General features: G+C 67.9%; 22 protein-coding genes. 7 read left to right on the top strand and 15 right to left on the bottom strand.

Annotation, left to right across the window (positions count from 1 at the left end; translation table 11 throughout):
• Positions 1 to 5: 5 nt before the first annotated feature.
• Entirely contained in the window at positions 6 to 1,109 is a 1,104-nt protein-coding gene (locus tag AC07VX_RS16195) for a 2-hydroxyacyl-CoA dehydratase (protein ID WP_493167407.1), read from the bottom strand.
• A complete protein-coding gene (locus AC07VX_RS16190) occupies positions 1,106 to 1,882 on the bottom strand; it encodes an amino acid ABC transporter ATP-binding protein (protein ID WP_493167408.1) in 777 nt (258 codons plus the stop codon). Before AC07VX_RS16190 ends, AC07VX_RS16195 begins: the two co-directional genes overlap by 4 nt.
• 166 nt (positions 1,883 to 2,048) lie before the next feature.
• Here AC07VX_RS16190 and AC07VX_RS16185 point away from each other — a divergent pair, with 166 nt between their 5' ends.
• Complete coding sequence (locus AC07VX_RS16185) at positions 2,049 to 2,546, top strand: MarR family winged helix-turn-helix transcriptional regulator (protein ID WP_493167409.1); 498 nt, start codon at positions 2,049 to 2,051, stop codon at positions 2,544 to 2,546.
• Between the two features lie 52 nt (positions 2,547 to 2,598).
• On the opposite strand, the gene AC07VX_RS16180 is transcribed toward AC07VX_RS16185, so the two are convergent.
• Genes AC07VX_RS16180 through AC07VX_RS16165 form a run of 4 tightly spaced genes read right to left on the bottom strand, consistent with a single transcriptional unit; the run spans position 2,599 to position 6,562 of the window.
• Positions 2,599 to 3,096, bottom strand: a complete 498-nt coding sequence (locus tag AC07VX_RS16180; protein WP_493167410.1) for a MarR family winged helix-turn-helix transcriptional regulator — start codon at positions 3,094 to 3,096, stop codon at positions 2,599 to 2,601.
• A gap of 48 nt (positions 3,097 to 3,144) precedes the next feature.
• A complete protein-coding gene (locus AC07VX_RS16175) occupies positions 3,145 to 3,909 on the bottom strand; it encodes an SDR family NAD(P)-dependent oxidoreductase (RefSeq protein ID WP_493167411.1) in 765 nt (254 codons plus the stop codon).
• Positions 3,906 to 5,756, bottom strand: a complete 1,851-nt coding sequence (locus AC07VX_RS16170; RefSeq protein ID WP_493167412.1) for a feruloyl-CoA synthase — start codon at positions 5,754 to 5,756, stop codon at positions 3,906 to 3,908. The genes AC07VX_RS16175 and AC07VX_RS16170 overlap by 4 nt, the downstream gene beginning before the upstream one ends.
• Positions 5,753 to 6,562: a crotonase/enoyl-CoA hydratase family protein gene (locus tag AC07VX_RS16165; RefSeq protein WP_493167413.1), complete on the bottom strand. Its 810-nt coding sequence runs from the start codon at positions 6,560 to 6,562 to the stop codon at positions 5,753 to 5,755. The genes AC07VX_RS16170 and AC07VX_RS16165 overlap by 4 nt, the downstream gene beginning before the upstream one ends.
• A 201-nt stretch (positions 6,563 to 6,763) precedes the next feature.
• Between AC07VX_RS16165 and AC07VX_RS16160 the strand changes: the two genes are divergently transcribed.
• From AC07VX_RS16160 to pobA, 3 genes are all read left to right on the top strand, one after another.
• Positions 6,764 to 7,963 carry a thiolase family protein gene (locus AC07VX_RS16160; RefSeq protein WP_493167414.1) on the top strand — a complete coding sequence of 400 codons (1,200 nt, stop codon included), beginning with the start codon at positions 6,764 to 6,766 and terminating at the stop codon, positions 7,961 to 7,963.
• A 24-nt stretch (positions 7,964 to 7,987) separates the two neighbouring features.
• Positions 7,988 to 9,535: an acyl CoA:acetate/3-ketoacid CoA transferase gene (locus AC07VX_RS16155; RefSeq protein ID WP_493167415.1), complete on the top strand. Its 1,548-nt coding sequence runs from the start codon at positions 7,988 to 7,990 to the stop codon at positions 9,533 to 9,535.
• Positions 9,536 to 9,598: 63 nt separating this feature from the next.
• On the top strand, positions 9,599 to 10,771 hold the full coding sequence (gene pobA / locus AC07VX_RS16150; RefSeq protein WP_493167445.1) for a 4-hydroxybenzoate 3-monooxygenase: 1,173 nt from the start codon (positions 9,599 to 9,601) through the stop codon (positions 10,769 to 10,771).
• 128 nt (positions 10,772 to 10,899) lie between these two features.
• On the opposite strand, the gene AC07VX_RS16145 is transcribed toward pobA, so the two are convergent.
• A complete protein-coding gene (locus tag AC07VX_RS16145) occupies positions 10,900 to 11,364 on the bottom strand; it encodes a BON domain-containing protein (RefSeq protein ID WP_493183911.1) in 465 nt (154 codons plus the stop codon).
• Positions 11,361 to 11,627 (bottom strand): hypothetical protein, encoded by a 267-nt coding sequence (locus AC07VX_RS16140; protein ID WP_493167417.1) that lies wholly within the window; start codon positions 11,625 to 11,627, stop codon positions 11,361 to 11,363. The genes AC07VX_RS16145 and AC07VX_RS16140 overlap by 4 nt, the downstream gene beginning before the upstream one ends.
• 194 nt (positions 11,628 to 11,821) lie before the next feature.
• On the opposite strand from AC07VX_RS16140, the gene AC07VX_RS16135 reads away from it, so the two are divergent.
• Positions 11,822 to 12,457: a response regulator gene (locus AC07VX_RS16135; RefSeq protein ID WP_493167418.1), complete on the top strand. Its 636-nt coding sequence runs from the start codon at positions 11,822 to 11,824 to the stop codon at positions 12,455 to 12,457.
• Positions 12,458 to 12,519: 62 nt separating this feature from the next.
• Here the strand turns inward: AC07VX_RS16135 and AC07VX_RS16130 are convergent, their stop codons facing one another.
• The 5 genes from AC07VX_RS16130 to AC07VX_RS16110 all read right to left on the bottom strand — a co-directional run bounded on the left by AC07VX_RS16130 (position 12,520) and on the right by AC07VX_RS16110 (position 15,335).
• A complete protein-coding gene (locus tag AC07VX_RS16130; protein WP_493167419.1) occupies positions 12,520 to 12,696 on the bottom strand; it encodes a hypothetical protein in 177 nt (58 codons plus the stop codon).
• A 108-nt stretch (positions 12,697 to 12,804) separates the two neighbouring features.
• Positions 12,805 to 13,878: a HAMP domain-containing sensor histidine kinase gene (locus AC07VX_RS16125; RefSeq protein WP_493167420.1), complete on the bottom strand. Its 1,074-nt coding sequence runs from the start codon at positions 13,876 to 13,878 to the stop codon at positions 12,805 to 12,807.
• Positions 13,875 to 14,588: a response regulator transcription factor gene (locus tag AC07VX_RS16120; protein WP_493167421.1), complete on the bottom strand. Its 714-nt coding sequence runs from the start codon at positions 14,586 to 14,588 to the stop codon at positions 13,875 to 13,877. Before AC07VX_RS16120 ends, AC07VX_RS16125 begins: the two co-directional genes overlap by 4 nt.
• Positions 14,589 to 14,595: 7 nt before the next feature.
• Positions 14,596 to 14,883, bottom strand: coding sequence for an ATP-binding protein (locus AC07VX_RS16115; RefSeq protein ID WP_493167422.1), 288 nt, complete (start codon positions 14,881 to 14,883; stop codon positions 14,596 to 14,598).
• The gene (locus AC07VX_RS16110; RefSeq protein ID WP_493167423.1) at positions 14,883 to 15,335 is read right to left on the bottom strand and encodes a Spy/CpxP family protein refolding chaperone; all 453 of its coding nucleotides are present in this window, start codon (positions 15,333 to 15,335) and stop codon (positions 14,883 to 14,885) included. The genes AC07VX_RS16115 and AC07VX_RS16110 overlap by 1 nt, the downstream gene beginning before the upstream one ends.
• A 155-nt stretch (positions 15,336 to 15,490) precedes the next feature.
• On the opposite strand from AC07VX_RS16110, the gene AC07VX_RS16105 reads away from it, so the two are divergent.
• The gene (locus tag AC07VX_RS16105; RefSeq protein WP_493167424.1) at positions 15,491 to 18,307 is read left to right on the top strand and encodes a valine--tRNA ligase; all 2,817 of its coding nucleotides are present in this window, start codon (positions 15,491 to 15,493) and stop codon (positions 18,305 to 18,307) included.
• On the opposite strand, the gene AC07VX_RS16100 is transcribed toward AC07VX_RS16105, so the two are convergent.
• The gene (locus AC07VX_RS16100; protein ID WP_493167425.1) at positions 18,301 to 19,248 is read right to left on the bottom strand and encodes an NAD(P)-dependent oxidoreductase; all 948 of its coding nucleotides are present in this window, start codon (positions 19,246 to 19,248) and stop codon (positions 18,301 to 18,303) included. The genes AC07VX_RS16105 and AC07VX_RS16100 overlap by 7 nt on opposite strands.
• A gap of 87 nt (positions 19,249 to 19,335) precedes the next feature.
• Here AC07VX_RS16100 and galU point away from each other — a divergent pair, with 87 nt between their 5' ends.
• Positions 19,336 to 20,229, top strand: coding sequence for a UTP--glucose-1-phosphate uridylyltransferase GalU (galU, locus tag AC07VX_RS16095; protein ID WP_493167426.1), 894 nt, complete (start codon positions 19,336 to 19,338; stop codon positions 20,227 to 20,229).
• On the opposite strand, the gene AC07VX_RS16090 is transcribed toward galU, so the two are convergent.
• The gene (locus tag AC07VX_RS16090; protein ID WP_493167427.1) at positions 20,226 to 20,453 is read right to left on the bottom strand and encodes a sulfurtransferase TusA family protein; all 228 of its coding nucleotides are present in this window, start codon (positions 20,451 to 20,453) and stop codon (positions 20,226 to 20,228) included. The two genes, galU and AC07VX_RS16090, sit on opposite strands and share 4 nt — an antisense overlap.
• Positions 20,454 to 20,455 lie beyond the last annotated feature (2 nt).

Below are 20,455 nucleotides of genomic sequence, written 5' to 3'. Positions count from 1 at the left end.
GTTTCTCAGCGCAGCGACGCAATGAAGGCCTGCAGGGCCGGTCGCACGGCCTCGGGCTGGCGTGCGTCGTCGCGGATCAGCAGCGAAGGCAGGCCGTGGTGCTCGGCCCGTTCGCGATCGGCGGGGTAGGACCAGCCATGCACGTCGTCAGGCCTGGGCAGGTAGAAGAGCACGCCGTCCAGGCCGGGGCGGGCCACGGCGGCCTGGAACCAGGCGTCCGGGTTGGGGTGCACGCGCACGCAGGGCACGTCACGCCAGTAGTGCTCGAAGACGGCTTGCAGCGGTTCGGCGTCGGCCGGAATCAGCGGCTCGCCGGCGCGCGAGCCCCAGTCGTCATCCTCGGCCACGATGCGAGCGCCCAGCGACTCGACCAGCGCATGCAGGGCGTCATGGTCCTGCGGCACCCCGCGCACCAGCAGGCGCGGACCTGCGGGCACGTCGGCCGGGCCGCCGGCATCCAGCCACTGCTGCAGCGCCACCTGGCCCGCCTGCAGCGGCATGAAGCGCAGCGCACCGGTGGCGACATGCGCCTGGCGGCCCGACAGAGCGCGCTGCCAGCGCTGCTCATGCAGGCCGGCCAGCAGCACGCGGACCCGGTTGCAGGCGCCGATGGCCTCGCGCAGCGCGCCGTCGTCGCAAGGCTTGCCGCCGATGTCCGCCAGGGCTTGCCACAGGGCGCGGCTGCGCGTCAGGCCATAGGCATGGCTGCTGGCGCGCTGCGTGTGCGGGATGTCGTAGAGCCAGAGCCTGGGGCCATTGCGGGTAACGCCGGCGCGGCGTGCTTCGCGCAGAGACAGGTAGAGCTTGTGCTGGGATTCGGACGAGCGCGGCACGATGAGCAGATCCAGTGCGTCCAGCGCGCCGCTGCAGTACAGCTCGAAGATCCAGCGCACGTCCGGGTCGGACACGCTCTCGACGAAGCGATCCGCGAACTGCGTGTTGCCCTGCACGGGCGCAATGCGCACCGGCACGCAACCGGCGGCGAGGATCAACTCCACGGGCACCGTGTTGCCGACATAGCCCACGACGGGCCGGGTCTGCCGCTGCACCAGGGCCAGGCGATCGCGGTAGGCCTGCTCCAGCACCGAGAAAGACTGGGCGGCGCTCATGCTTGCCCCGAACGCGACAGGAAGGCCTTCAGGCGCTCGGTGCTCGGCGCGGCCATGGTCCTGCGGGCGGGCCCCTGCTCGACGATGCGACCTGCCTCCATGAAGATGATGCGATCCGCCACCTCGCGGGCGAACTGGATCTCGTGCGTGACGACCATCATCGTCATGCCCTGCCTGGCCAGATCCTGCACGACGGCCAGCACCTCACCCACCAGTTCCGGGTCCAGTGCGCTGGTCGGCTCGTCGAACAGCATGGCCTGCGGGCGCATCGCCAGCGCGCGGGCGATGGCCACGCGCTGCTGCTGCCCGCCGGAGAGCTGGCGGGGGTAGGCGTCCTTCTTCTTGAGCAGGCCCACGCGGTCCAGCAACTGCTCGGCATGAGCCTGGGCCGCGTCGGCGCTCTCGCGCAGCACCTGCACAGGCCCTTCCATCACGTTGCGCAGCACGCTCATGTGCGGGAACAGGTTGAACTGCTGGAACACCATGCCGATGCGCTGGCGCTGGGCGGCAATCGCCGCTTCGCCCAGGGCGCGCAGGCCACCGTTGTGGTGCTCGTAGCCCTGCAGCACGCCATTGACATAGATGGCGCCGGCATCGATGGGCGTAAGCTGATGAACGCAACGAACCAGCGTGGATTTGCCCGAGCCGGAGGGCCCGATCAGCGCCACCACTTCGCGATCCGCCACCTGGAGATCAATGCCATCGAGCACGACCGTGCTGCCGTACCGCTTGACGAGCCCCTGCAGGTGCAGGGCCGGAGGTCGCTGATCCATGTTGTCTCGCTGAATTACTTATAAGTAGTAACTGTTTAAAGTGTGAACCATTGAGGCGCGCACATCAACCAAAATCTTGGCTCTTTACGTTGGTGATTTCCCGCACTCCACAGAGGCCTCGCTCGAATCGCAGCACCCGGAGGCCGATTCCTTTGCATAACTAGTTATGACCAATCAGCAAATCACCAAGGACTCGCCCCAGCGACGGCCGCTCAGGCTAGGGGTCTTGCGGGACAACATGGGCTACCTGTCGCGGGTCATGCGCAACGTGGCGCAGCAGTCGGCCGACACCTTCGTCGGCGAGCTCGACCTGGCTGCCGGGCAGTTGACGATGCTGGGCCTGATCGCGGCCAACGAGGGCGTGACCCAGAACGAACTGGCGCGCGTGATGCTGATGCGCAAGTCGCAGGTCACCACCTTGATCCAGGACCTGGTGATGCGCAAGCTCGTGAGCCGAGAGGAGCACGGCGCCGACCGGCGCTACCTCAAGCTCGCTCTGACGCCCGACGGCGAGCAGCTCTGGCAGCGTGCGCAGCTGCGCATTGCCGGCCACAGCGAAATGCTCCTGGGCGTGCTGGACGAGGCCGAACGGACGGAGCTCGTCCGGCTGGTGAGGAAGATGCTTGCGTCGCACATGAGCGAGGTCGGCATCGATCTGGGCTGATCGGCGGCCCCCATCCTCTGGCAGGAGACCGCGCAGGCTCCACAGCCCCGCGTCAGACCTCGGCGGGCCCGGGGGCGTCTTCACCGCGCGCCCGCGCAACGCTGGAAACCTTGTCCAGCAGCTCGGCAAGCATCACGAGTTCGCCGGGACTGAGATGCTGCTCCAGGTCCTTCTCGACAACGGGCGTCTGCTCGGCCAGCTGCGCAGCCAACGCGGCACCCTGCGGCGTCAGCAGGGCTTGCTGGGAACGCCGGTCGACCTCGCTGCGCACCCGCTCGATGAGGCCACGCGACTGCATGCGATCCATCAGGATGGTCAGGTTCGGCCCCGGCAACGCCAGCGCGCGGCTCAGCTGCTTGGGCGTCAGCGCCTGGTTGGCATGCAGCAGCATCAGCAGCGAGTACTCGACCGGCCGAAGGCTGAAGGGTGCGCCGATGTGGCGTGCAAACAGCGCCTGGGTCGCGACGCGCGCCTTGGCGATGCGGTAGCCGATCAGGCTCTGCAGCAGCCCTTCCTCGATCGCGGGCTTCTTGTGTTTCGACACATTCATACCGTGGATCATGCCGCCTTTCATGCCCGCCACGTCGGCATCGCCGGCTCAGCGGGGCGCCATGCGCAGCGCGCCGTCCAGGCGGATGACCTCGCCATTGAGGTGCCCGTTGGTGACGAAATGCGCGGCCAGCGAGGCGAACTCCTCGGGATGCCCCAGTCGCTTCGGGAAGGGGATGGAGCCCGCCAGATTCGCCTGCACCTCTGCGGGCAGCTCCTTCAGCAGCGGGGTGGCGAACAGGCCCGGCGCGATGGTGCAGACACGGATGCCATGCTGGGCGAGGTCACGCGCCAGCGGCAGGGTCATGCCGACGATGCCGGCCTTGGACGCCGAATAGGCCTCCTGGCCCACCTGGCCATCGAACGCGGCCACCGAGGCCGTGCACAGGATGACGCCGCGCTCGCCGTCTTCCAGGCCGTCCTGCTTGGCCATGCGGGCCGCTGCCAGGCGGATGACGTTGTAGGCGCCGATCAGGTTGATACGCACCACGCGCTCGAAGTCCTCCAGCGGCGCCGGGCTGCCATCGCGCCCGATCACGCGCTTGGCCGTACCGATGCCGGCGATGTTCATGAGGATGCGTGCAGGCCCGTGGGCCGCCTCGGCGCTGTCGAGCGCCGCTTGCAGCGAGGCGCTGTCGGTGATGTCGCACGCGACGGCCAGACCACCAATGTCCTGGGCCACACGTTGCGCCCCCGCAGCGTTGATGTCCAGCACCGCGACCTTGGCGCCCTGCCGCGCCAGCTCGCGCGCCACCGCCTCGCCCAGGCCCGACCCACCGCCCGTCACGAGCGCCGCTTGTCCTTGAATCTTCATGGCTTGTCCTTTGCCGTTGTGGGAGTTGCAGCCCTGGGCCGGATCAGCCAGGGATCCGTCTCGGTGCCGCCGTACATCGCCTCGACCAGCCCGGCACGATGGCTCAGCACCGCGCGCTGGTTGATGGAGTTCTTGTCGGTGATCTCGCCGTGCTCGACGGACGGCGGTTCGACCAGCAGATGCAGCCTGACCACGCGGTTGGCGCTGCCGCTGCCCTGCGCGTGCAGCTCGTCAGCCAGGCTCTGGAAGAAGTCGCGCACCTTGGGATGGTGGAGCACGTCGGCCGCACCGGCCTGCTCGCCAAGCCCGCTCAGCGCCCGGCAGTCCGCCAGGCGCGGGAAGATCATCGCGCCCAGCTCATCGCGATTCATCCCCGTGAGGACGACGTCCTGGACGAAGGGGTGCCCCTGCAGAATGATCCGGGCGCGCAAGGGGCCGACGCTGACGAAGGTGCCGGTCGACAGCTTGAAGTCCTCGGCGATGCGCCCGTCGAACATCAGCCCCAACGCCAGCTGCGCTTCGTCCACGAATCGCACGGCGTCGCCGGTGCAATAAAAACCCTCGGCATCAAAGGCGGCGGCCGTCTGCTCGCGGTCACGCCAGTAGCCGGGCATGACGTTGGGGCCGCGAAACCGGATCTCGGTCTTGCCTTGCAGAGGCACCAGCTTGGCCTCCACGCCCGGGCATGGCAGGCCCACATGGCCCGACTGCGCATGCGTGCCGACCAGGAAGGTGCAGGAAGGCGCGGCCTCTGTCATGCCGAGACTGGTGAAGATGCGCACGCGCTCACCCGTGGCCGCGATGGCGTGGGCATCGAGCTTGTTCCACACGGCTTGCGAGAGCCCCGCAGCCGCGAACATGAAGGCCTTGAGGTGGCGGAACAGCGAGTCCCGCAGCGCGGCGTCCCCGTCCATCGCGTTGGCCAGCTCTTCCAGACCCTTGGGCACGTTGAAGTAGACCGTGGGCGAGATCTCCTTCAGGTTGCGCACCGTCTGTTCAAAGCCGGTGGGAGTCGGCTTGCCTTCGTCGATGTAGAAGCTGCCGCCGTTATAGAGCGCAATGCCCAGGTTGTGGTTGCTGCCAAAGGTGTGGCTCCAGGGCAGCCAGTCCACCAGCACCGGCGGCTCGTCGGCAAGAAAAGCCATGCACTGGCGCAGCATCTGCTGGTTGGCGCACAGCATGCGGTTGGTGGTGACCACACCCTTGGGCAGCTTGGTACTGCCGCTGGTGAACAGCAGCTTGACGATGGTGTTCGCGTTCGTGGCCTGCCGAGCAGCCTCGACAACATGGGTCGGCTGCGTGGCCAGCAGTTCGGCGAAGTCCTTGCGGAACAGGACCGGAACACTCGGCGGGAGCACTGCCGCGATGGCCTGGCCGAAGCTCGCATCGGCGGCGTAGACCATGCCTGGGGTCGCGATATCCAGAATATGGCGGAGCTTGGCGTAGTCCTTCGACAGCAGCGAATATGCCGGCGAGACGCTGAGGTAGGGAACGCCGACCCACGATGCCGCCAGCATCAGCGTCGCGTGTTCGAGGTCGTTGCCGGACAGGATCGCCAGCGGCCGCTCCGCCGACAGGCCGGCTGCCAGCAAGGCCTGCCCCACGCGGCGCGCGCGATCGCGCATCTCGGCATAGCTGATGCGAATCCACTCGCCGTCCTGGCCTCGCTGGGCGATGAAGCACCGACCGGGTGACCGAGTCGCATGCGCGTCGAGCACATCACTCCAGCGCTCGGGGTAGTCACCCAGCGGTTCCAGCGACTTCAGCAGCCGGCTGCCATCGTCCAGCGCCAGCAGCTGGGCCTCGATGCAGCCGCCCACGCGCGCGGGCCGGTGGGCCGCCGTCATGACTTCACCACCTTCGCCGCCTTGCCCTGCAGGAACGCGCGCAGGCCGGCTTGCGCCTCGGCGGTGTTGGCCGCCACCGCCGACATCAGGGACTCTGTGAAAAGGCCTTCGGACGGCGACTGCTCGACGATGCGCGGCAGCGCGTGCATGACAGCGAATGCGGTCATGGGCGCCGTGGCAGCCGCCTTCTGCGCCAGCGCCAGTCCCTTCGCGACGGCCTCGCCCGCCGGCGTGCGGTACTGCACCAACCCCGCCCGCTCGGCCTCGTCCGCATCCAGCACACGCCCGGTCAGCATCAGGTCGGTCATGCGGGCCACGCCGATCAGGCGCGGAATGCGCACCGACCCGCCACCGCCGACGAAGATCCCGCGCTGCCCTTCCGGCAGGCCGAAGTAGGCCGAGTCGTCCGCGACGCGGATGTGGCAAGAAGCGGCGAGCTCCAATCCGCCGCCGACCACGGCACCGTGCAGCGCCACGACCACAGGCACCCTGCCGTACTGGATGGCATCGAAGGCGGCATGCCAGCTGCGGGAGTGGAGAACCGCGTCGTCGATGTCGCGCTGCACCAGCTCCGACAAGTCGAGGCCGGCGCAGAAGTGCCCACCCTCGCCGCTGATCAGCACGGCTCGCACGTCTTCGGGCAGGTTGAGGAAGGCGGTGTGCAGCTGGGCGATCAAGGGGTCGTTGATGGCGTTGCGCTTGGCGGGCCTGTTCAGCCGGATCTGCAGCACGGCCCCATGCCTGCTGATGCTCAGCAGCTCCAAGGTGGCCAGCAGGCCGCCAACGGCCACTTCGGTCTCGGTCATGGCGATCATTTGCTTATCAACAGTAAGTACATTGCAGGCGAATGATGCGCCGAAACAAGGCGGCCCTCAAGTCAATTTTTCAAGGGTTTACCCGCCACAATCCAGCGGATTTGCGATGCGCGAAGTCAATGCCGCTTCGGCCATATTGCTTACTCAATTTAATAGTTATAGACTGTAATCACACAAAGCAAAGACCCCTCCATGAACGCCTTCATGCCCTACGGCATCTACTGGTCCACCCCGTTTGCAAAGTGGCAGGGATCCCTCGCCAACTTGAACGCGCTTCACCTGGCGGCGCTGTGCGGAAAGGAGGCGCTGGCGCGCAGGCAGTTCCCCGTGGAGCGCATCGATCTGGGCATCCTGGGCGTGACCAATCCCCAGAAAGGCGGCTTCTACGGCCTGCCGTGGGTGACCGGCCTGATGGGCATCGACCGGGTCGCGGGCCCCACCATCCAGCAGGCCTGCGCCAGCAGCGTGCGCGCGCTGCAGATGGCGAGCCAGGAGGTGGTCACAGGCAACGCCAGCTGCGCTCTGCTGGTGATGGCCGACCGCCAGTCCAACGGCCCGGTCGTCTACTACCCCGACCCGAGCGGCAGCGGCGGCTACGGCATCACCGAGCACTGGGTCACCGACAACATGGGGCACGACCCCTACGCCGGGAACCCGATGCTGCAGACGGGCGAGAACGTCGCCGCGCGCCACGGCTTCTCGACGGAGCAACAGCATGCGCTGAAGCTGCGCCGCCACGAGCAGTACCAGCAGGCCCTGGCCGACGACCGCGCCTTCCAGCGGCGCTTCATGGTCGATGCGCCGCTGTTCGACAGCCGCTTCCGCAAGAGCCGCGGCGTCCTGAGCAGTGACGAGGGCATCTTCCCGACGACGGCCGAGGGCCTGGCCAAGCTCAAGCCGGTGAAGGAAGGCGGCACGATCACCTTCGGTGGGCAGACCCACCCGGCCGACGGCAACGCTGGCGCCATCGTCACCACGCGAGACCTGGCACGCGAGCTTGCCACCGACGCCGGCATCGAGATCGAGCTGCTGAGCTTCGGTATGCACCGTGAGGCCCCCGGCTTCATGCCGGCCGCGCCCGGACCGGCCGCCCTGCAGGCGCTAAAGCGCGCCGGCCTTGCCGTCTCCGACCTCGATGCAGTCAAGACGCACAACCCCTTCGCCGTCAACGACCTCGCCTTGGCCGAACAGTTGGGCTTCCCCTGGGAGCGCATGAACAACTACGGCAGCTCCATCGTCTGGGGCCATCCCCAGGCCCCGACCGGATTGCGCGGCGTGATCGAGCTGATCGAGGAGCTGGTGCTGCGTGGAGGTGGCGTCGGGCTCTTCACCGGCTGCGCGGCCGGCGACACCGGCCTGGCGACCGTACTGCGCGTCACCGACGCACGCTGACCCCTCTCAAGACCGACCACATCCATGAAAGTCATTCGTCCCGAAGACGTCGGCGCCCTGATCGCCGATGACGCCACCATCTTCCTCGGCGGCCTGGCCGTCACCAGCCTGCCCGAGGAAGTGCTGCTCGGCCTGGAGCAGCATTTCCTGCAGACCGGCCACCCGCAGCGTCTGACGACCTGGGCCTGCGGAGCCATCGGCAACTCGGGCGCGGCGGGCATGAAGCACTTCGCCCACCCCGGCATGATCAAGCGCGTGGTGGCAGGCCACTTTGGCCAGACGGGCAAGGAGATGATGAAGATGGTCTTCGACGGCGAGGTCGAGGCCTACAACTTCCCGCAGGGCTCGCTGTCGCACCTGACCCGTCAGATCGCCTGCCGTTCGCCCGGCGTGCTCACCAAGGTGGGCCTGGGCACCTTCGTCGACCCGCGCCAGGAGGGCGGCAAGATGAACAGCCGCTCGACGGAGGATCTGGTGCGCCTGGTCGACTTCGACGGCGAGGAATGGCTGTACTACAAGGCGCCCCGGATCGACGTCGCCATCATCCGCGGCACCATTGCCGACGAGCACGGCAACGTCACGCTGGACAAGGAGGGCGTACTGCTGGAACAGCTCTCCATCGCGCAGGCGGCGCGCGCCAGCGGCGGCATCGTGATCTGCCAGGTCGAGCGCATCGTCAAGGCGGGTAGTCTGCACCCGAAGGCGGTCAAGATCCCGGGCGTGGTGGTGGACTACCTCGTCATCGGCCGCCCCGAGAACCACATGCAGACGATCTCCACGCAGTTCGATCCCGCGCTGTGCGGCGACCTGCAGGTGCCCACCGGCAGCCTCAAGCCCATGGCCCTGGACGAACGCAAGGTCATCGCCCGCCGCGCCGCCATGGAGCTCACGCGCGGCGCCGTCACCAACCTCGGCATCGGCATCCCGGCCGGCATTCCATCCGTCGCCGCCGAGGAAGGTGTCTCGGACGCGCTGACGCTCAGCATCGAAAGCGGCGTGACCGGTGGCATCCCGGCCCAGCTCGGCGATTTCGGCCTCGCCTACAACGCCGAGGCCATCATCGAGCAGAGCTTGCAGTTCGACTTCTACGACGGTGGCGGCCTGGATGCCAGCTTCCTCGGCCTCGCCCAGGTCGATGCCTCGGGCAACGTCAACGTCAGCAAGTTCAACGGCCGCCCGGTCGGCTGCGGTGGCTTCGTCAACATCACCCGTTCCACCAGGCGCCTGGTGTTCTGCGGCAGCTTTACCGCTGGCGGTTTGGAACTGTCCATCGGGGACGGTGAACTGAAGATCCAGGCCGAAGGCCGCTCACGCAAATTCATCGGCAAGGTCGAGCAGATCACCTTCAACGGACGCGACGCCGCGCAACGCGGCCAGGAGGTCGTCTTCGTCACCGAGCGAGCCGTCTTCCACCTCCGCGCCGACGGCCTGGAGCTGACCGAGATCGCGCCCGGCATCGACCTGGAAAAGGACGTGCTGGCCCACATGGACTTCCGCCCCATCGTGCGCAAGGTTCGCACGATGGACCCCGGACTGTTCCGGGAGCGTTGGGGCGGCCTGCAGATCCAGTGAACCTGGCACATCGCCCGGTGGCCACCAGGTCGCCCGGCAAGAACGGAGAGAGACATGAAGACACTGCACACCCAGGTACTCATCGTCGGCGCAGGGCCCTCGGGCCTGCTGCTGGGGCAGCTGCTGCACAAGGCCGGCATCGCCAACCTCATCGTGGAGCGCCAGACCGGCGACTACGTGCTCAGCCGCATACGCGCCGGCGTGCTGGAGCAGACCACCGTGGACCTGCTGGACCGGGCCGGCGTGGGCGCGCGCATGCATGCCGAGGGGCTGGTACACCATGGCTTCGAGCTGATGTTCGACGGCCAGCGCCATCACATCGACCTGAGCCGGCTGACCGGCGGCAAATCGGTCATGGTCTACGGCCAGACCGAGGTGACCCGCGACCTGATGGAAGCCCGAGCCGCAGTCGGCGAGCCCACGCTGTACTCGGCGGCCGACGTCGAGCTGTTCGACTTCGACGGTGACAGCCCCGGCGCCCGCTGCACGGTGGATGGCGAGCGCATCGAAATCCGCTGCGACTACATCGCCGGTTGCGACGGCTACCACGGCGTCAGCCGCGCCAGCGTGCCCGCCGGCGCCATCCAGACGCATGAAAAGGTCTACCCCTTCGGCTGGCTGGGCCTGCTGAGTGACACGCCGCCGGTGTCGCATGAGCTCATCTATGGCCGCCACGAGCGCGGCTTCACGCTGTGCAGCATGCGCTCCAACACCCGCAGCCGCTACTACCTGCAGGTGCCGCTGACCGAGCAGGTGGGCGACTGGGGCGATGAGCGCTTCTGGGACGAGCTGCGCCTGCGCCTGGACCCGGCAGCCGCCGCGTCCCTGGTCACCGGCCCCTCGCTGGAAAAGAGCATCGCGCCGCTGCGCAGTTTCGTCGCTGAGCCGATGCGCTTCGGCCGCCTCTTCCTCGCCGGCGACGCCGCCCACATCGTGCCGCCCACCGGCGCCAAGGGCCTGAACCTGGCCGCCTCGGATGTGCACTACCTGTCCCAGGCGCTGATCGAGCACTACCGCGAGCGCAGCCAGGCCGGCATCGAGCACTACTCGGCGCGCTGCCTGTCGCGCATCTGGAAGGCCGAGCGCTTCTCCTGGTGGTTCACCAGCCTGATGCACAACCTGCCGCACGAACCCGCGATCGATGCCAAGCTGCACCGAGCCGAACTGGAGTACGTCGTCAGCTCGGAAGCCGCGATGGCCTCGATGGCGGAAAACTACGTCGGCCTGCCTTGGTGATGCCGCCACGACAGCGGCGACAAGTCTCGTCGCCCACCGATAACACCGGCAGCCCACGCCCTCCCCGCCAGACCGAAAGCCCTTGAGAGCGGACGCTCCAAGGCTTCGTTTGGTTCCTGACGATGCCGTCAGCCGTTGTGCGCCACCACGAGCAGATTGTTCACCGAGCGGACGCCGTTCACGGCGGAGGCCAGCGTTGACGCGCGTGCCTGGGATCCGGCATCGGGCGCCGTGCCGGTCAGCGTCACGCGGCCGCTCTCGGCCTTGACGTCGATCCTGCTTGCCTTGAGATGGTCGTCAGCCATCAGCGCGGCGTTGATCTTGGTGACGATGGCCGCATCGGCGACGGCCTCGGAAGCCGCCGCGGTGGCGTCCTTGAGCTTGCTCTCGGCTTTGTCCACGGCCTGGCCGGCTTCCACCTTGGCCTCGGCGCCGGCCTGTTTGGCTTCGGCGATGGCGCCGTCAAGCTTCTGGCCTGCGGTGCGGTCATCCTGCTGCTTGCCGCAGGCAGCCAGCGCGGCGGCCAGGGCCAGGGCGCCAATCAGTGGCGCGCGGGAGCGGGTGTTGTGGTTCATCTTGCGTCCTTTGTTCATCGCTGGAATTTCGGGGAGCCCTGCGACAGCGATGCCCCCGACTGTGTTGCCCGGGCACCCGGCGCGGCGTTGGCCATCGCGCCTATCGCTTGTCGGACGACGCCGACTCGCTGCCACTGGCGCACGGCCTCGCCGCGGCGAGCGTTCTCGTGCAGGGTGTCGACGAAAGCCGCCAACATCGCCACACCCAGCAGCGCGGCCAGGGCTGCAGCCAGCCAGAGCGGCGGCGCGAACAGGGCCAGTGTCTCGGTCAGGGCTTTCATCGTCACTCCTGGACGGCCGGCGCGGCCGCATGGCCTGACTTTGTGAAATCCCCGGCGACTGCGCCGCCGGCCGCCCTCTCAAGGCGCCGTAGGACAACACGCAGGCAGCCCTGCGTGTAGGACAGCGCCGATCGCAAAACGAAATTCGCGTTGCTAGGCTTTTCCCATCCTCATCATTTGATTCGGAGCGCAACATGATTCGCATCGGCATCGTTGACGATCACGCCATCGTTCGCTCGGGCCTGCGCCAGTTCCTCGGCGAGAACGTGGACCTGCGCGTCACCGGTGAAGCGGGCAATGGGCGCGATGCGCTGGAACTGGCCCGCGGCGGCGAGGTGGACGTGCTGCTGATGGACATTTCCATGCCCGGCCAGAGCGGTGTGGATGCGCTCTCGGCCATCAGGACGCGCTTCCCGGAACTGCCTGTGCTCATCCTCAGCGGCTTCCCGGAGACGCATTACGCGACGACGCTGCTGCGCCAGGGTGCGAGTGGCTACCTGAGCAAGGAATGCGAGCCGGAGGAGATCGCCAACGCCATCCGCACCGTGGCACGCGGGCGGCGCTACATCAGCCCGACCGTGGCCGAACTGCTGGCCGACGGCGTGGCCAGCGGCGCCAGCGACAGGCCGCTGCACGAGTCGCTGTCGGAACGCGAATTGCAGGTATTCCTGCGACTGGCCCAGGGCGAGACGGTGGGCGAAATGGCCAAGGCCATGTTCCTCAGCGTCAAGACCGTCAGTACCTACCGTACCCGCGTGCTGGAGAAGATCCGGCTCGAAACCAACAGCGACCTGACCTACTACGCACTCAAGAATGGCCTGATCCAGTGAGAGAGGCCACAAATGACGACGGCCCCTTGCGGGGCCGTTCACTCTGGTGGCCGGGCCTGGGCTCAGCGGCCGATGTTCAGCGGCGCCATCGTCACCGAGGCGCGCGACTGGCTGGCGATACGGCGCTCCAGATCGGCGTGGTCGATGGCGTTGGACAGGTAGCGCTCCTCGACGTCTGACTGGGTGTCCACGGTCAGCACGCTGCGCAGGGAATGCAGAAGGTTCTGGATCAGGCTCATGATGGTTCGGGGCTCGTGGCCCACATGTCTTTCACTAGGGTAAACCCGATTATAGGGTAAACACCAGTTTTGACAAGCCTGCGGCCATCACCCTGGCGGCGAACGGCCCTAGAACCGCACCGAAGCCTCGAATCCCGGCTCGACATTACGCAGCTCCAGCCGGCTGCCATGCGCCTCGGCCACCAGCCTGCACAGGCACAGGCCCAGCCCCACACCGCCCTCGTTCCGTGTGCGCGCGACGTCGGGGCGATAGAACGGCAGGCCAAGCTGGGGCAGAGATTCGGGTGGTACTCCGGGGCCGTGATCGCGCACCGTGAGCAGCGCCTGGCTGCCATCACGCGCCAGCGTCAGCCGGACCGGGCCGCGCGCCGCATCGTTGTGGCGCTGCGCGTTGTGCACGAGATTGCGAAGCAAAAGTTGCACGCGCAACCGATCCAGCTGAAGCACGGGCAGGCCCGGCTCGACGTGCAGCTCGACACCCTCGCCCGCCTGCTCGTTCACGAGCTCAGCCAGGTCGCAGTCCGCCAGTTGCAGCGCACGGTGACCGCTGCCCAGGCGCTCGCTCTCTAGCAGCGCCGTGATGAGGTCGCGCATCTGCGCCAGTTCGCCCAGCAGCGCGTCGCGCGAAGCGCCCTCACCCACCAGTTCGGCGTGCAGGCGGGCGCGGGTCAACGGGCTGCGCAGCTCGTGGCTGATGGCCAGCAGCAGTGCACGCTTGCCGTCCAGCATGGCCTGGATGTCGGCGGCCATCTGGTTGAAGCGCAGGGCCAGGTCGCCGATCTCGTCACCATGAATGACGGGCACGCGGTGCGAGAACTCGCCGCGGCGGAAAGCCTCGGCGCCGAGGGCCAGCGCATGCAGCGGACCCACCATGTGGCGGATCATGCCGAAGGCCACGCCCGTCACCACCAGCAGCGCCGGCACGGCCCACAGCAGGCCGTAGGCGCTGCCCATGGACATCCAGAGGATGGCGCTGCTGACGCAGGCCAGCATGACGAAGATCGCGATCAGCCGCGCACCCAGCGAGTGCTTGAAGCGCGCGCGCTGGTGGTGCCAGCGCTGGTGCCAGCGATGACGCACGCGCCAACGGTAGTCCCAATCGCGGTTCATACGTCGGGCGCGCTTGGCTTTCTTCCGCTCCCAGCGCTCGCGCCAGCGGTGGTCGTAGGCGTGAGGCTTCATGCGACCTGCTCCGGCAACGCGAAGCAGTAACCCGCGTTGCGCAGTGTCTTCAGTGCCGCCAGTGGTTCCAGCTTGCGGCGCAACCGGCTGACGAGGATGTCCACAGCGCGCGTGAACAGCTCCGCCTCCTGGCCGCGCAGGCGGTTCAGGATGTCGTCGCGCGAGAACACCCTGCCCGGTTCGCGAGCCAGCAGCACCAGCAGTTCGTACTCCGTGCCGGTCAGCTCGATGAGTCCGCCGTGACGCTTCACCTCGCGGCGCGTCGTGTCGATCTCCAGGCCTTCGAAGCAGAGCCTGCCGGCAGGCGGCGCCGCCGTGGGCGTGGCAACCTGCGCGAAACGCGTGCGGCGCAGGATGGTCTGCAGCCGCGCGGCCAGCTCGCGCGGTTCGAAGGGCTTGGGCAGGTAGTCGTCGGCGCCCAGCTCCAGGCCGACGACACGGTCCGTCAGGTCGCCACGCGCCGTCAGCATCAGGATGGGCATGTCGCGCCAAGCGTCGCTGCCGGCGCGCAGGCGCTTGCAGAACTCGAAGCCATCCATCTCGGGCAGCATGCCGTCGAGGATCAGCGCGTCGAAGCGCTCCACGGCCAGCCGCTCCAGCGCCGCGCTGGGGCGCGTGACAGCTTCCAGCCGGAGGTCGAAGCGCGCCAAGTATTGCGTCAGCGGCCCGGCCAGGGCCTCGTCGTCGTCGATCAGCAGCAGTCGGTGCATGACCTGATTATTCGGCGCGAACCAGCGTGATGGCCCGCTCCGGGCAGGCGCTTACGCAATGGCCGCAGGCTTCGCACGCGGCCGCGTTGGGCGTGAAGGCCTGCTCCCAGCCATGCGCCATGCCGCGCAGCTTGCCGAACAGGCTCAGGTCCCGGCGCTGCCCGGGCGGCAGCTTGCCCAGCGTAAACACGTTGAAGGGGCAGACGGCGACGCATTGCCCCTTGCCCTCGCAGCGGTTGCGGTCGATGTGCGGCGCGAAGCGGCCACGGGGCTGCTTGCCGCAGTGGACGTCCATCACGCCGCGTCGCCGTGCCGGCGCGAGTGACCGAAGCGCCGCATCATGAAGCGAAGCACCTGGCGCTGCTCGTTGTCCAGCGAGTCGAAGAACTCGGCGAAAGCCGTGATGACGCCAGGGCCGGCGGCGCGCAGCGAGTCCAACCGGGCGTCCAGCAGTTGCCGGGCCGACTCGCGCGGGAACTGCTCGCCGGCGACCAGGCCCGCCAGCTCCGGCCCGCGGGCCAGGCCCCTCAGCGCGTCGCGCTGGTCCTGGAGCTGGCAAAACCAGGCAGCGAGGCGACGCTGCTGTTCGTCGTCCAGGTCCAGCTTGAAGCCCACGCGTGCGACGAGGTGGTCGGCGAAGCCGTCAGCGTCAGCGTCAGCGTGGTGGCCGAAATGATGGCCGTCATGGCCGCGCCCAAAGTGGTGGCGAAATTCATGGTGGGCGTGCCAGCGGCGAAAGAAGTTCATGGCGGTTCTCCATGGCGGGTTGGGATGACTCCCATCATTCCGAGCCGCCCTCTGCGGAGCATCTCGACGCGGTATCGCCGGGTTTCGTTTTGTATCGGGGTCGACCCTTAAAATCGTTGGCCCAGTCCATCGCCCGTCCAGCCGAGATCAGCCCCGTGACCGAACTTGCCAAGTCCTTCGAACCCGCCGCCCTGGAAGCCCACTGGGGCCCCAAGTGGGAAGCCGCCGGCCTGTACGAGCCGACCCTGGACAAGGCCAAGCCGTCCTTCAGCATCCAGCTGCCGCCGCCCAACGTGACCGGCACGCTGCACATGGGCCACGCCTTCAACCAGACGGTGATGGACTCGCTGACCCGCTACCACCGCATGAAGGGCGACAACACGTTGTGGGTGCCGGGCACCGACCACGCCGGCATCGCCACGCAGATCGTCGTCGAGCGCCAGTTGCAGGCCGCCGGCCAGAGCCGCCACGACCTGGGCCGCAAGAACTTCGTCGCCCGCGTGTGGGACTGGAAGCAGGAGAGCGGCAACACCATCACCAGCCAGATGCGCCGCCTGGGCGACTCGGTGAGCTGGGGCCATGAGTACTTCACGATGGACGAGAAGCTCTCGACCGTCGTCGTCGAGACCTTCGTGCGCCTGTTCGAGGAAGGCCTGATCTACCGCGGCAAGCGCCTGGTGAGCTGGGACCCGGTGCTGCAGTCCGCCGTGTCGGACCTGGAAGTGTCGTCCGAAGAGGAGGACGGCTCGCTGTGGCACATCCGCTACCCGCTCGCTGACGGTTCCGGCTCGGTCGTCGTGGCCACCACGCGCCCCGAGACCATGCTGGGCGACGTGGCCGTCATGGTCCACCCCGAGGACGAGCGCTACGCGGCGCTGATCGGCAAGCTCGTCAAGCTGCCGCTGACCGACCGCGAGATCCCGGTGATCGCCGACGACTACGTGGACCGTGAGTTCGGCACTGGCGTCGTCAAGGTCACGCCGGCACACGACACCAACGACTACGCCGTCGGCCAGCGCCACGGCCTGCCCATGATCTCGGTGCTGGACCTGCAGGCCAAGATCAACGATCAAGCCCCCGAGACCTACCGTGGCCTGGACCGCTTCGTCGCGCGCAAGCGCGTCGTGGCCGACCTGGAGGCGCTGGGCCTGCTCGTCGAGGTCAAGAAGCACAAGCTGCAGGTGCCGCGCTGCGAGCGCACAGGCCAGGTCATCGAGCCCATGCTGACGGATCAGTGGTTCGTCGCCGTCACCAAGCCGGGCGCGGACGGCAAGAGCATTGCCGACAAGGCCATCGCCGCCGTCGACACGGGGGCTGTCAAGTTCCACCCCGAGCAGTGGGTCAACACTTACAACCACTGGATGGGCAATCTGCAGGACTGGTGCATCTCGCGCCAGCTGTGGTGGGGCCACCAGATCCCGGCCTGGTACGGCACGGGCGGCGAGCTGTTCGTCGCGCGAAGCGAAGAGGAAGCCCAGGCCCGCGCCAAGGCCGCCGGGTATCTGGGCGAGCTGACCCGGGACCCCGACGTGCTGGACACCTGGTACTCCTCCGCGTTGGTGCCTTTCTCCACGCTGGGCTGGCCCGAGAAGACGCTGGAGCAGGAGCTGTTCCTGCCCTCCTCGGTGCTCGTCACGGGCTACGACATCATCTTCTTCTGGGTCGCCCGGATGATCATGATGACGACGCACTTCACGGGCCAGGTGCCCTTCAAGGACGTCTACATCCACGGCCTGGTGCGCGACTCGCAAGGCCAGAAGATGAGCAAGTCCGAGGGCAACGTGCTGGACCCGGTGGACCTCATCCAAGGCTGCGATCTGGAGACGCTGACGGCCAAGTCCACCGTCGGCCTGCGCAAGCCGGAGACAGCGCCCAAGGTTGCCGCCCGCGTGAAGAAGGAATTTCCCGAAGGCATGCCGGCCTACGGCGCCGACGCACTGCGCTTCACGATGGCGAGCTACGCCAGCCTGGGCCGCAACATCAACTTCGACACCAAGCGCTGCGAGGGCTACCGCAATTTCTGCAACAAGCTCTGGAACGCCACTCGCTTCGTACTGATGAACACCGAGGGGCAGGACTGCGGCCTCGCGCACGCCGAAGGCCACTGCCCGCCGGGCTACAACAACTTCAGCCAGGCCGACCGCTGGATCACCAGCGAGCTGCAGCGCGTGGAAGCTGCCGTGGCCCAGGGCTTCGCCGAATACCGCCTCGACAACGTCGCCAACGCCATCTACAGCTTCGTCTGGGACGAGTACTGCGACTGGTACCTGGAAATCGCCAAGGTGCAAATCCAGACCGGCGACGAGAGCCAGCAGCGCGCCACGCGCCGCACGCTGATCCGCACGCTGGAAACGACGCTGCGCCTGCTGCACCCCATTGCGCCCTTCATCACCGAGGAGCTGTGGCAGGCAGTGGCGCCCATCGCCGGCCGCAAGACGGTGGACTACATCGGCCAGGCGCCCTACCCCGTCGCCCAGCTGGAGCGCATCGACGCCGCCGCCGACGCCTGGGTGGCCCAGCTCAAGGAAGTCGTCGGCACCACGCGCAGCCTGCGCAGCGAGATGGCCCTGAGCCCTGCCGAGCGCGTGCCGCTGCTGGTGGGCGGCGACCTGAGCTTCCTCGCTGAGGCCGCCTCGGTGCTCAAGGTGCTGGCCAAGCTCAGCGCCGTCGAGCTGATCGCCGACGAGACCGAGTTCGCCAGGCAGAGCGCGACCTCGCCGGTCCTAGTGCATGGCGCCGCCAAGCTGGCGCTGAAGGTGGAGATCGACGTCGAGGCCGAGCGTGCCCGCCTGACCAAGGAAGCCGTGCGCCTGGAAGGCGAGATCACCAAGGCCGAGGCCAAGCTCTCCAACGAGAGCTTCGTCGCCCGCGCACCGGCGGCCGTCGTCGACCAGGAGCGCGCCCGCGTGGCGGGCTTCAAGGAGACGGTCGCCCGCCTGCGCGAGCAACTCGCCCGTCTGCCAGCTCAGTAGAAGTCGATGACCGGCTCGCTGCCCTGGCCCTTGCCGTGGGTCTGCGAGCCCAGCAGCCCGTCGATGGCCCGGGCCACGGCCCAGGCCGCACGCACACGGGACTCTCGCGTCGTGCCGGCCAGCCGCGGCGTCACCTGCAGCGCACCGATGCCGTGCAGCGGCCGGCCCGACTCCAGCCAGCCCGGCTCCAGGCAGTCGAACCAGGCCGCACGCATCCTGCCGTTGCGCAGCGCGCGCGCCAGCGCCAGTTCGTCCACCAGGCCCGACTGGCTGAGCCCCACCAGCACCTGCCCCTGCCGCGCGTTCTCCAGCTGCCGCTCGCCGAGCAGGCCGCGATAGCGGTCGAAATAAGGCAGCAACAGCACCAGTCCGTCGGCCTGCTCCACCAGCTCGGACAGGCTCACCACCTCGATACCCCAGCGCGCCCAGATCGCGTCATTCGGGTGGCGCGAGGGGTCGTAGCCGATGACGCGGGCGCCGAAAGCCTGCAGCAGCTGCGTCATCACGCGGGCGGCCGGGGCCAGCCCGAGCAGGCCGACGGTGGAGCAGCCCAGCTCGCGCCCGACCTTCAGGCCGTCGCTCCCCTCGACGGGCACGCGCCGCAGCAGGCTGAGCAGCGCCCCGATGGCGAACTCGGCCTCGGCGCTGGCCGTGGACGCCTGGGAACGCACCAGCTCCACGCCCGCCTTGCGGCAGGCCTCGACGTCGACGTTGTCGGCGCCACCGCTGGCCCGGCCGATGGCCCGCAGCGTCCGCGCACGGCGCAGCAGTTCGGCATCGACGCGCACCTCGGGAGGCGCGATCAGCGCGCGGGCATCCCGCAGCGCCTCGACCAGAGCGTCGAGATCGCCCACCAGCTCGGGTGCAAAGCGCGCATCGTGGCGTTCGGCCAGCCACTGCACGACATCGGCTTCCAGAGGTTCGAGGATCAGGACTGTCATCTTGGGGATCGGGTTGGCGTCCTGTTCAGACCGTCACACCCTGCATGACAGAATCCGCGCGCCTTCCCGTCAAACGAGTTTACGTTCATGACCTCCTCGTCCAAGTCGCCGATCACCAAAGCCATTTTCCCGGTCGCCGGCCTCGGCACCCGCTTCCTGCCGGCCACCAAGGCCCAGCCCAAGGAGATGCTCCCGGTCGTTGACAAGCCGCTGATCCAGTACGCCGTCGAGGAAGCCTACGCCGCCGGCGTGCGCGAGATGATCTTCGTGACCGGCCGCCACAAGCGCCCCATCGAAGACCATTTCGACATGACCTTCGAGTTGGAAGTGGCCCTGGAGCAGGCCGGCAAGCAGGAGCTGCTGGAAGTCGTGCGCTCGGTCAAACCGGACGACATGGAGTGCATCTACGTGCGCCAGGCCCAGGCCTTGGGCCTGGGTCACGCCGTGCTGTGCGGCCAGCGCCTGGTGGGCAACGAGCCCTTCGCCGTGCTGCTGGCCGATGACCTGATGGTGGGCCCGACCCCGGATCGGCCCATCCTGAAGCAGATGGTCGAGCAGTTCGCCGACTGGCGAGCCTCCATCCTCGCCGTGCAGGAAGTGCCGGCCGAACATACGCGCCGCTACGGCATCGTGGCCGGCACCCAGGTCAACGACCAGCTGATGGACGTGAACCGCATCGTCGAGAAGCCCGCGCCGGAAGTCGCCCCCTCACGCCTGGGCGTGGCCGGCCGCTACATCCTGACGCCGGGCGTCTTCCACGAGATCGCCAACCAGCCGCGCGGCGTGGGCGGCGAGATCCAGCTCACCGACGGCATCGCCGGCCTGCTGAGGCGCGAGAAGGTGTTCGCCTACCGCTACGAAGGCAAGCGCTATGACTGCGGCAGCAAGGAAGGCTTCCTGCAGGCCAACGTGGAGCTTGCCCTGGCCCACCCGCAGCTGGGCCCGGGCTTCCGGGAATTCCTGCAGGGCCTGGCGCTCTAACGCCGGCGCAGCACGTGGACGAACTCGTCGCCCGACGAGTTCTGCTCCACCAGTTCATTGCCCGTCTGGCGCGCAAAGGCCTGGAAGTCGCGCATCGAACCCGGGTCCGTCGCGACGACGCGCAACAGCTCGCCGCTGAGCATCTCGGCCAGGGCCTTCTTGGCCTTAAGGATAGGCAGGGGGCAGTTCAGCCCCCGGGTGTCGATCTCGCGTTGGACGTCCATCG

This window comes from Roseateles sp. GW821-FHT03B02 (genome assembly GCF_059421025.1).
The sequence above is the reverse complement of the archived record's forward strand: the minus strand, read 5'-3'. Positions and strand labels throughout refer to the sequence as shown.

Coding starts and splice junctions, on each gene's coding strand:
- AC07VX_RS16195 (WP_493167407.1), bottom strand. CDS start 1,109: ATGAGCGCCGCCCAGTCTTTCTCGGTGCTGGAGCAGGCCTACCGCGAT.
- AC07VX_RS16190 (WP_493167408.1), bottom strand. CDS start 1,882: ATGGATCAGCGACCTCCGGCCCTGCACCTGCAGGGGCTCGTCAAGCGG.
- AC07VX_RS16185 (WP_493167409.1), top strand. CDS start 2,049: ATGACCAATCAGCAAATCACCAAGGACTCGCCCCAGCGACGGCCGCTC.
- AC07VX_RS16180 (WP_493167410.1), bottom strand. CDS start 3,096: ATGAATGTGTCGAAACACAAGAAGCCCGCGATCGAGGAAGGGCTGCTG.
- AC07VX_RS16175 (WP_493167411.1), bottom strand. CDS start 3,909: ATGAAGATTCAAGGACAAGCGGCGCTCGTGACGGGCGGTGGGTCGGGC.
- AC07VX_RS16170 (WP_493167412.1), bottom strand. CDS start 5,756: ATGACGGCGGCCCACCGGCCCGCGCGCGTGGGCGGCTGCATCGAGGCC.
- AC07VX_RS16165 (WP_493167413.1), bottom strand. CDS start 6,562: ATGACCGAGACCGAAGTGGCCGTTGGCGGCCTGCTGGCCACCTTGGAG.
- AC07VX_RS16160 (WP_493167414.1), top strand. CDS start 6,764: ATGAACGCCTTCATGCCCTACGGCATCTACTGGTCCACCCCGTTTGCA.
- AC07VX_RS16155 (WP_493167415.1), top strand. CDS start 7,988: ATGAAAGTCATTCGTCCCGAAGACGTCGGCGCCCTGATCGCCGATGAC.
- AC07VX_RS16145 (WP_493183911.1), bottom strand. CDS start 11,364: ATGAACAAAGGACGCAAGATGAACCACAACACCCGCTCCCGCGCGCCA.
- AC07VX_RS16140 (WP_493167417.1), bottom strand. CDS start 11,627: ATGAAAGCCCTGACCGAGACACTGGCCCTGTTCGCGCCGCCGCTCTGG.
- AC07VX_RS16135 (WP_493167418.1), top strand. CDS start 11,822: ATGATTCGCATCGGCATCGTTGACGATCACGCCATCGTTCGCTCGGGC.
- AC07VX_RS16130 (WP_493167419.1), bottom strand. CDS start 12,696: ATGAGCCTGATCCAGAACCTTCTGCATTCCCTGCGCAGCGTGCTGACC.
- AC07VX_RS16125 (WP_493167420.1), bottom strand. CDS start 13,878: ATGAAGCCTCACGCCTACGACCACCGCTGGCGCGAGCGCTGGGAGCGG.
- AC07VX_RS16120 (WP_493167421.1), bottom strand. CDS start 14,588: ATGCACCGACTGCTGCTGATCGACGACGACGAGGCCCTGGCCGGGCCG.
- AC07VX_RS16115 (WP_493167422.1), bottom strand. CDS start 14,883: ATGGACGTCCACTGCGGCAAGCAGCCCCGTGGCCGCTTCGCGCCGCAC.
- AC07VX_RS16110 (WP_493167423.1), bottom strand. CDS start 15,335: ATGAACTTCTTTCGCCGCTGGCACGCCCACCATGAATTTCGCCACCAC.
- AC07VX_RS16100 (WP_493167425.1), bottom strand. CDS start 19,248: ATGACAGTCCTGATCCTCGAACCTCTGGAAGCCGATGTCGTGCAGTGG.
- galU (WP_493167426.1), top strand. CDS start 19,336: ATGACCTCCTCGTCCAAGTCGCCGATCACCAAAGCCATTTTCCCGGTC.
- AC07VX_RS16090 (WP_493167427.1), bottom strand. CDS start 20,453: ATGGACGTCCAACGCGAGATCGACACCCGGGGGCTGAACTGCCCCCTG.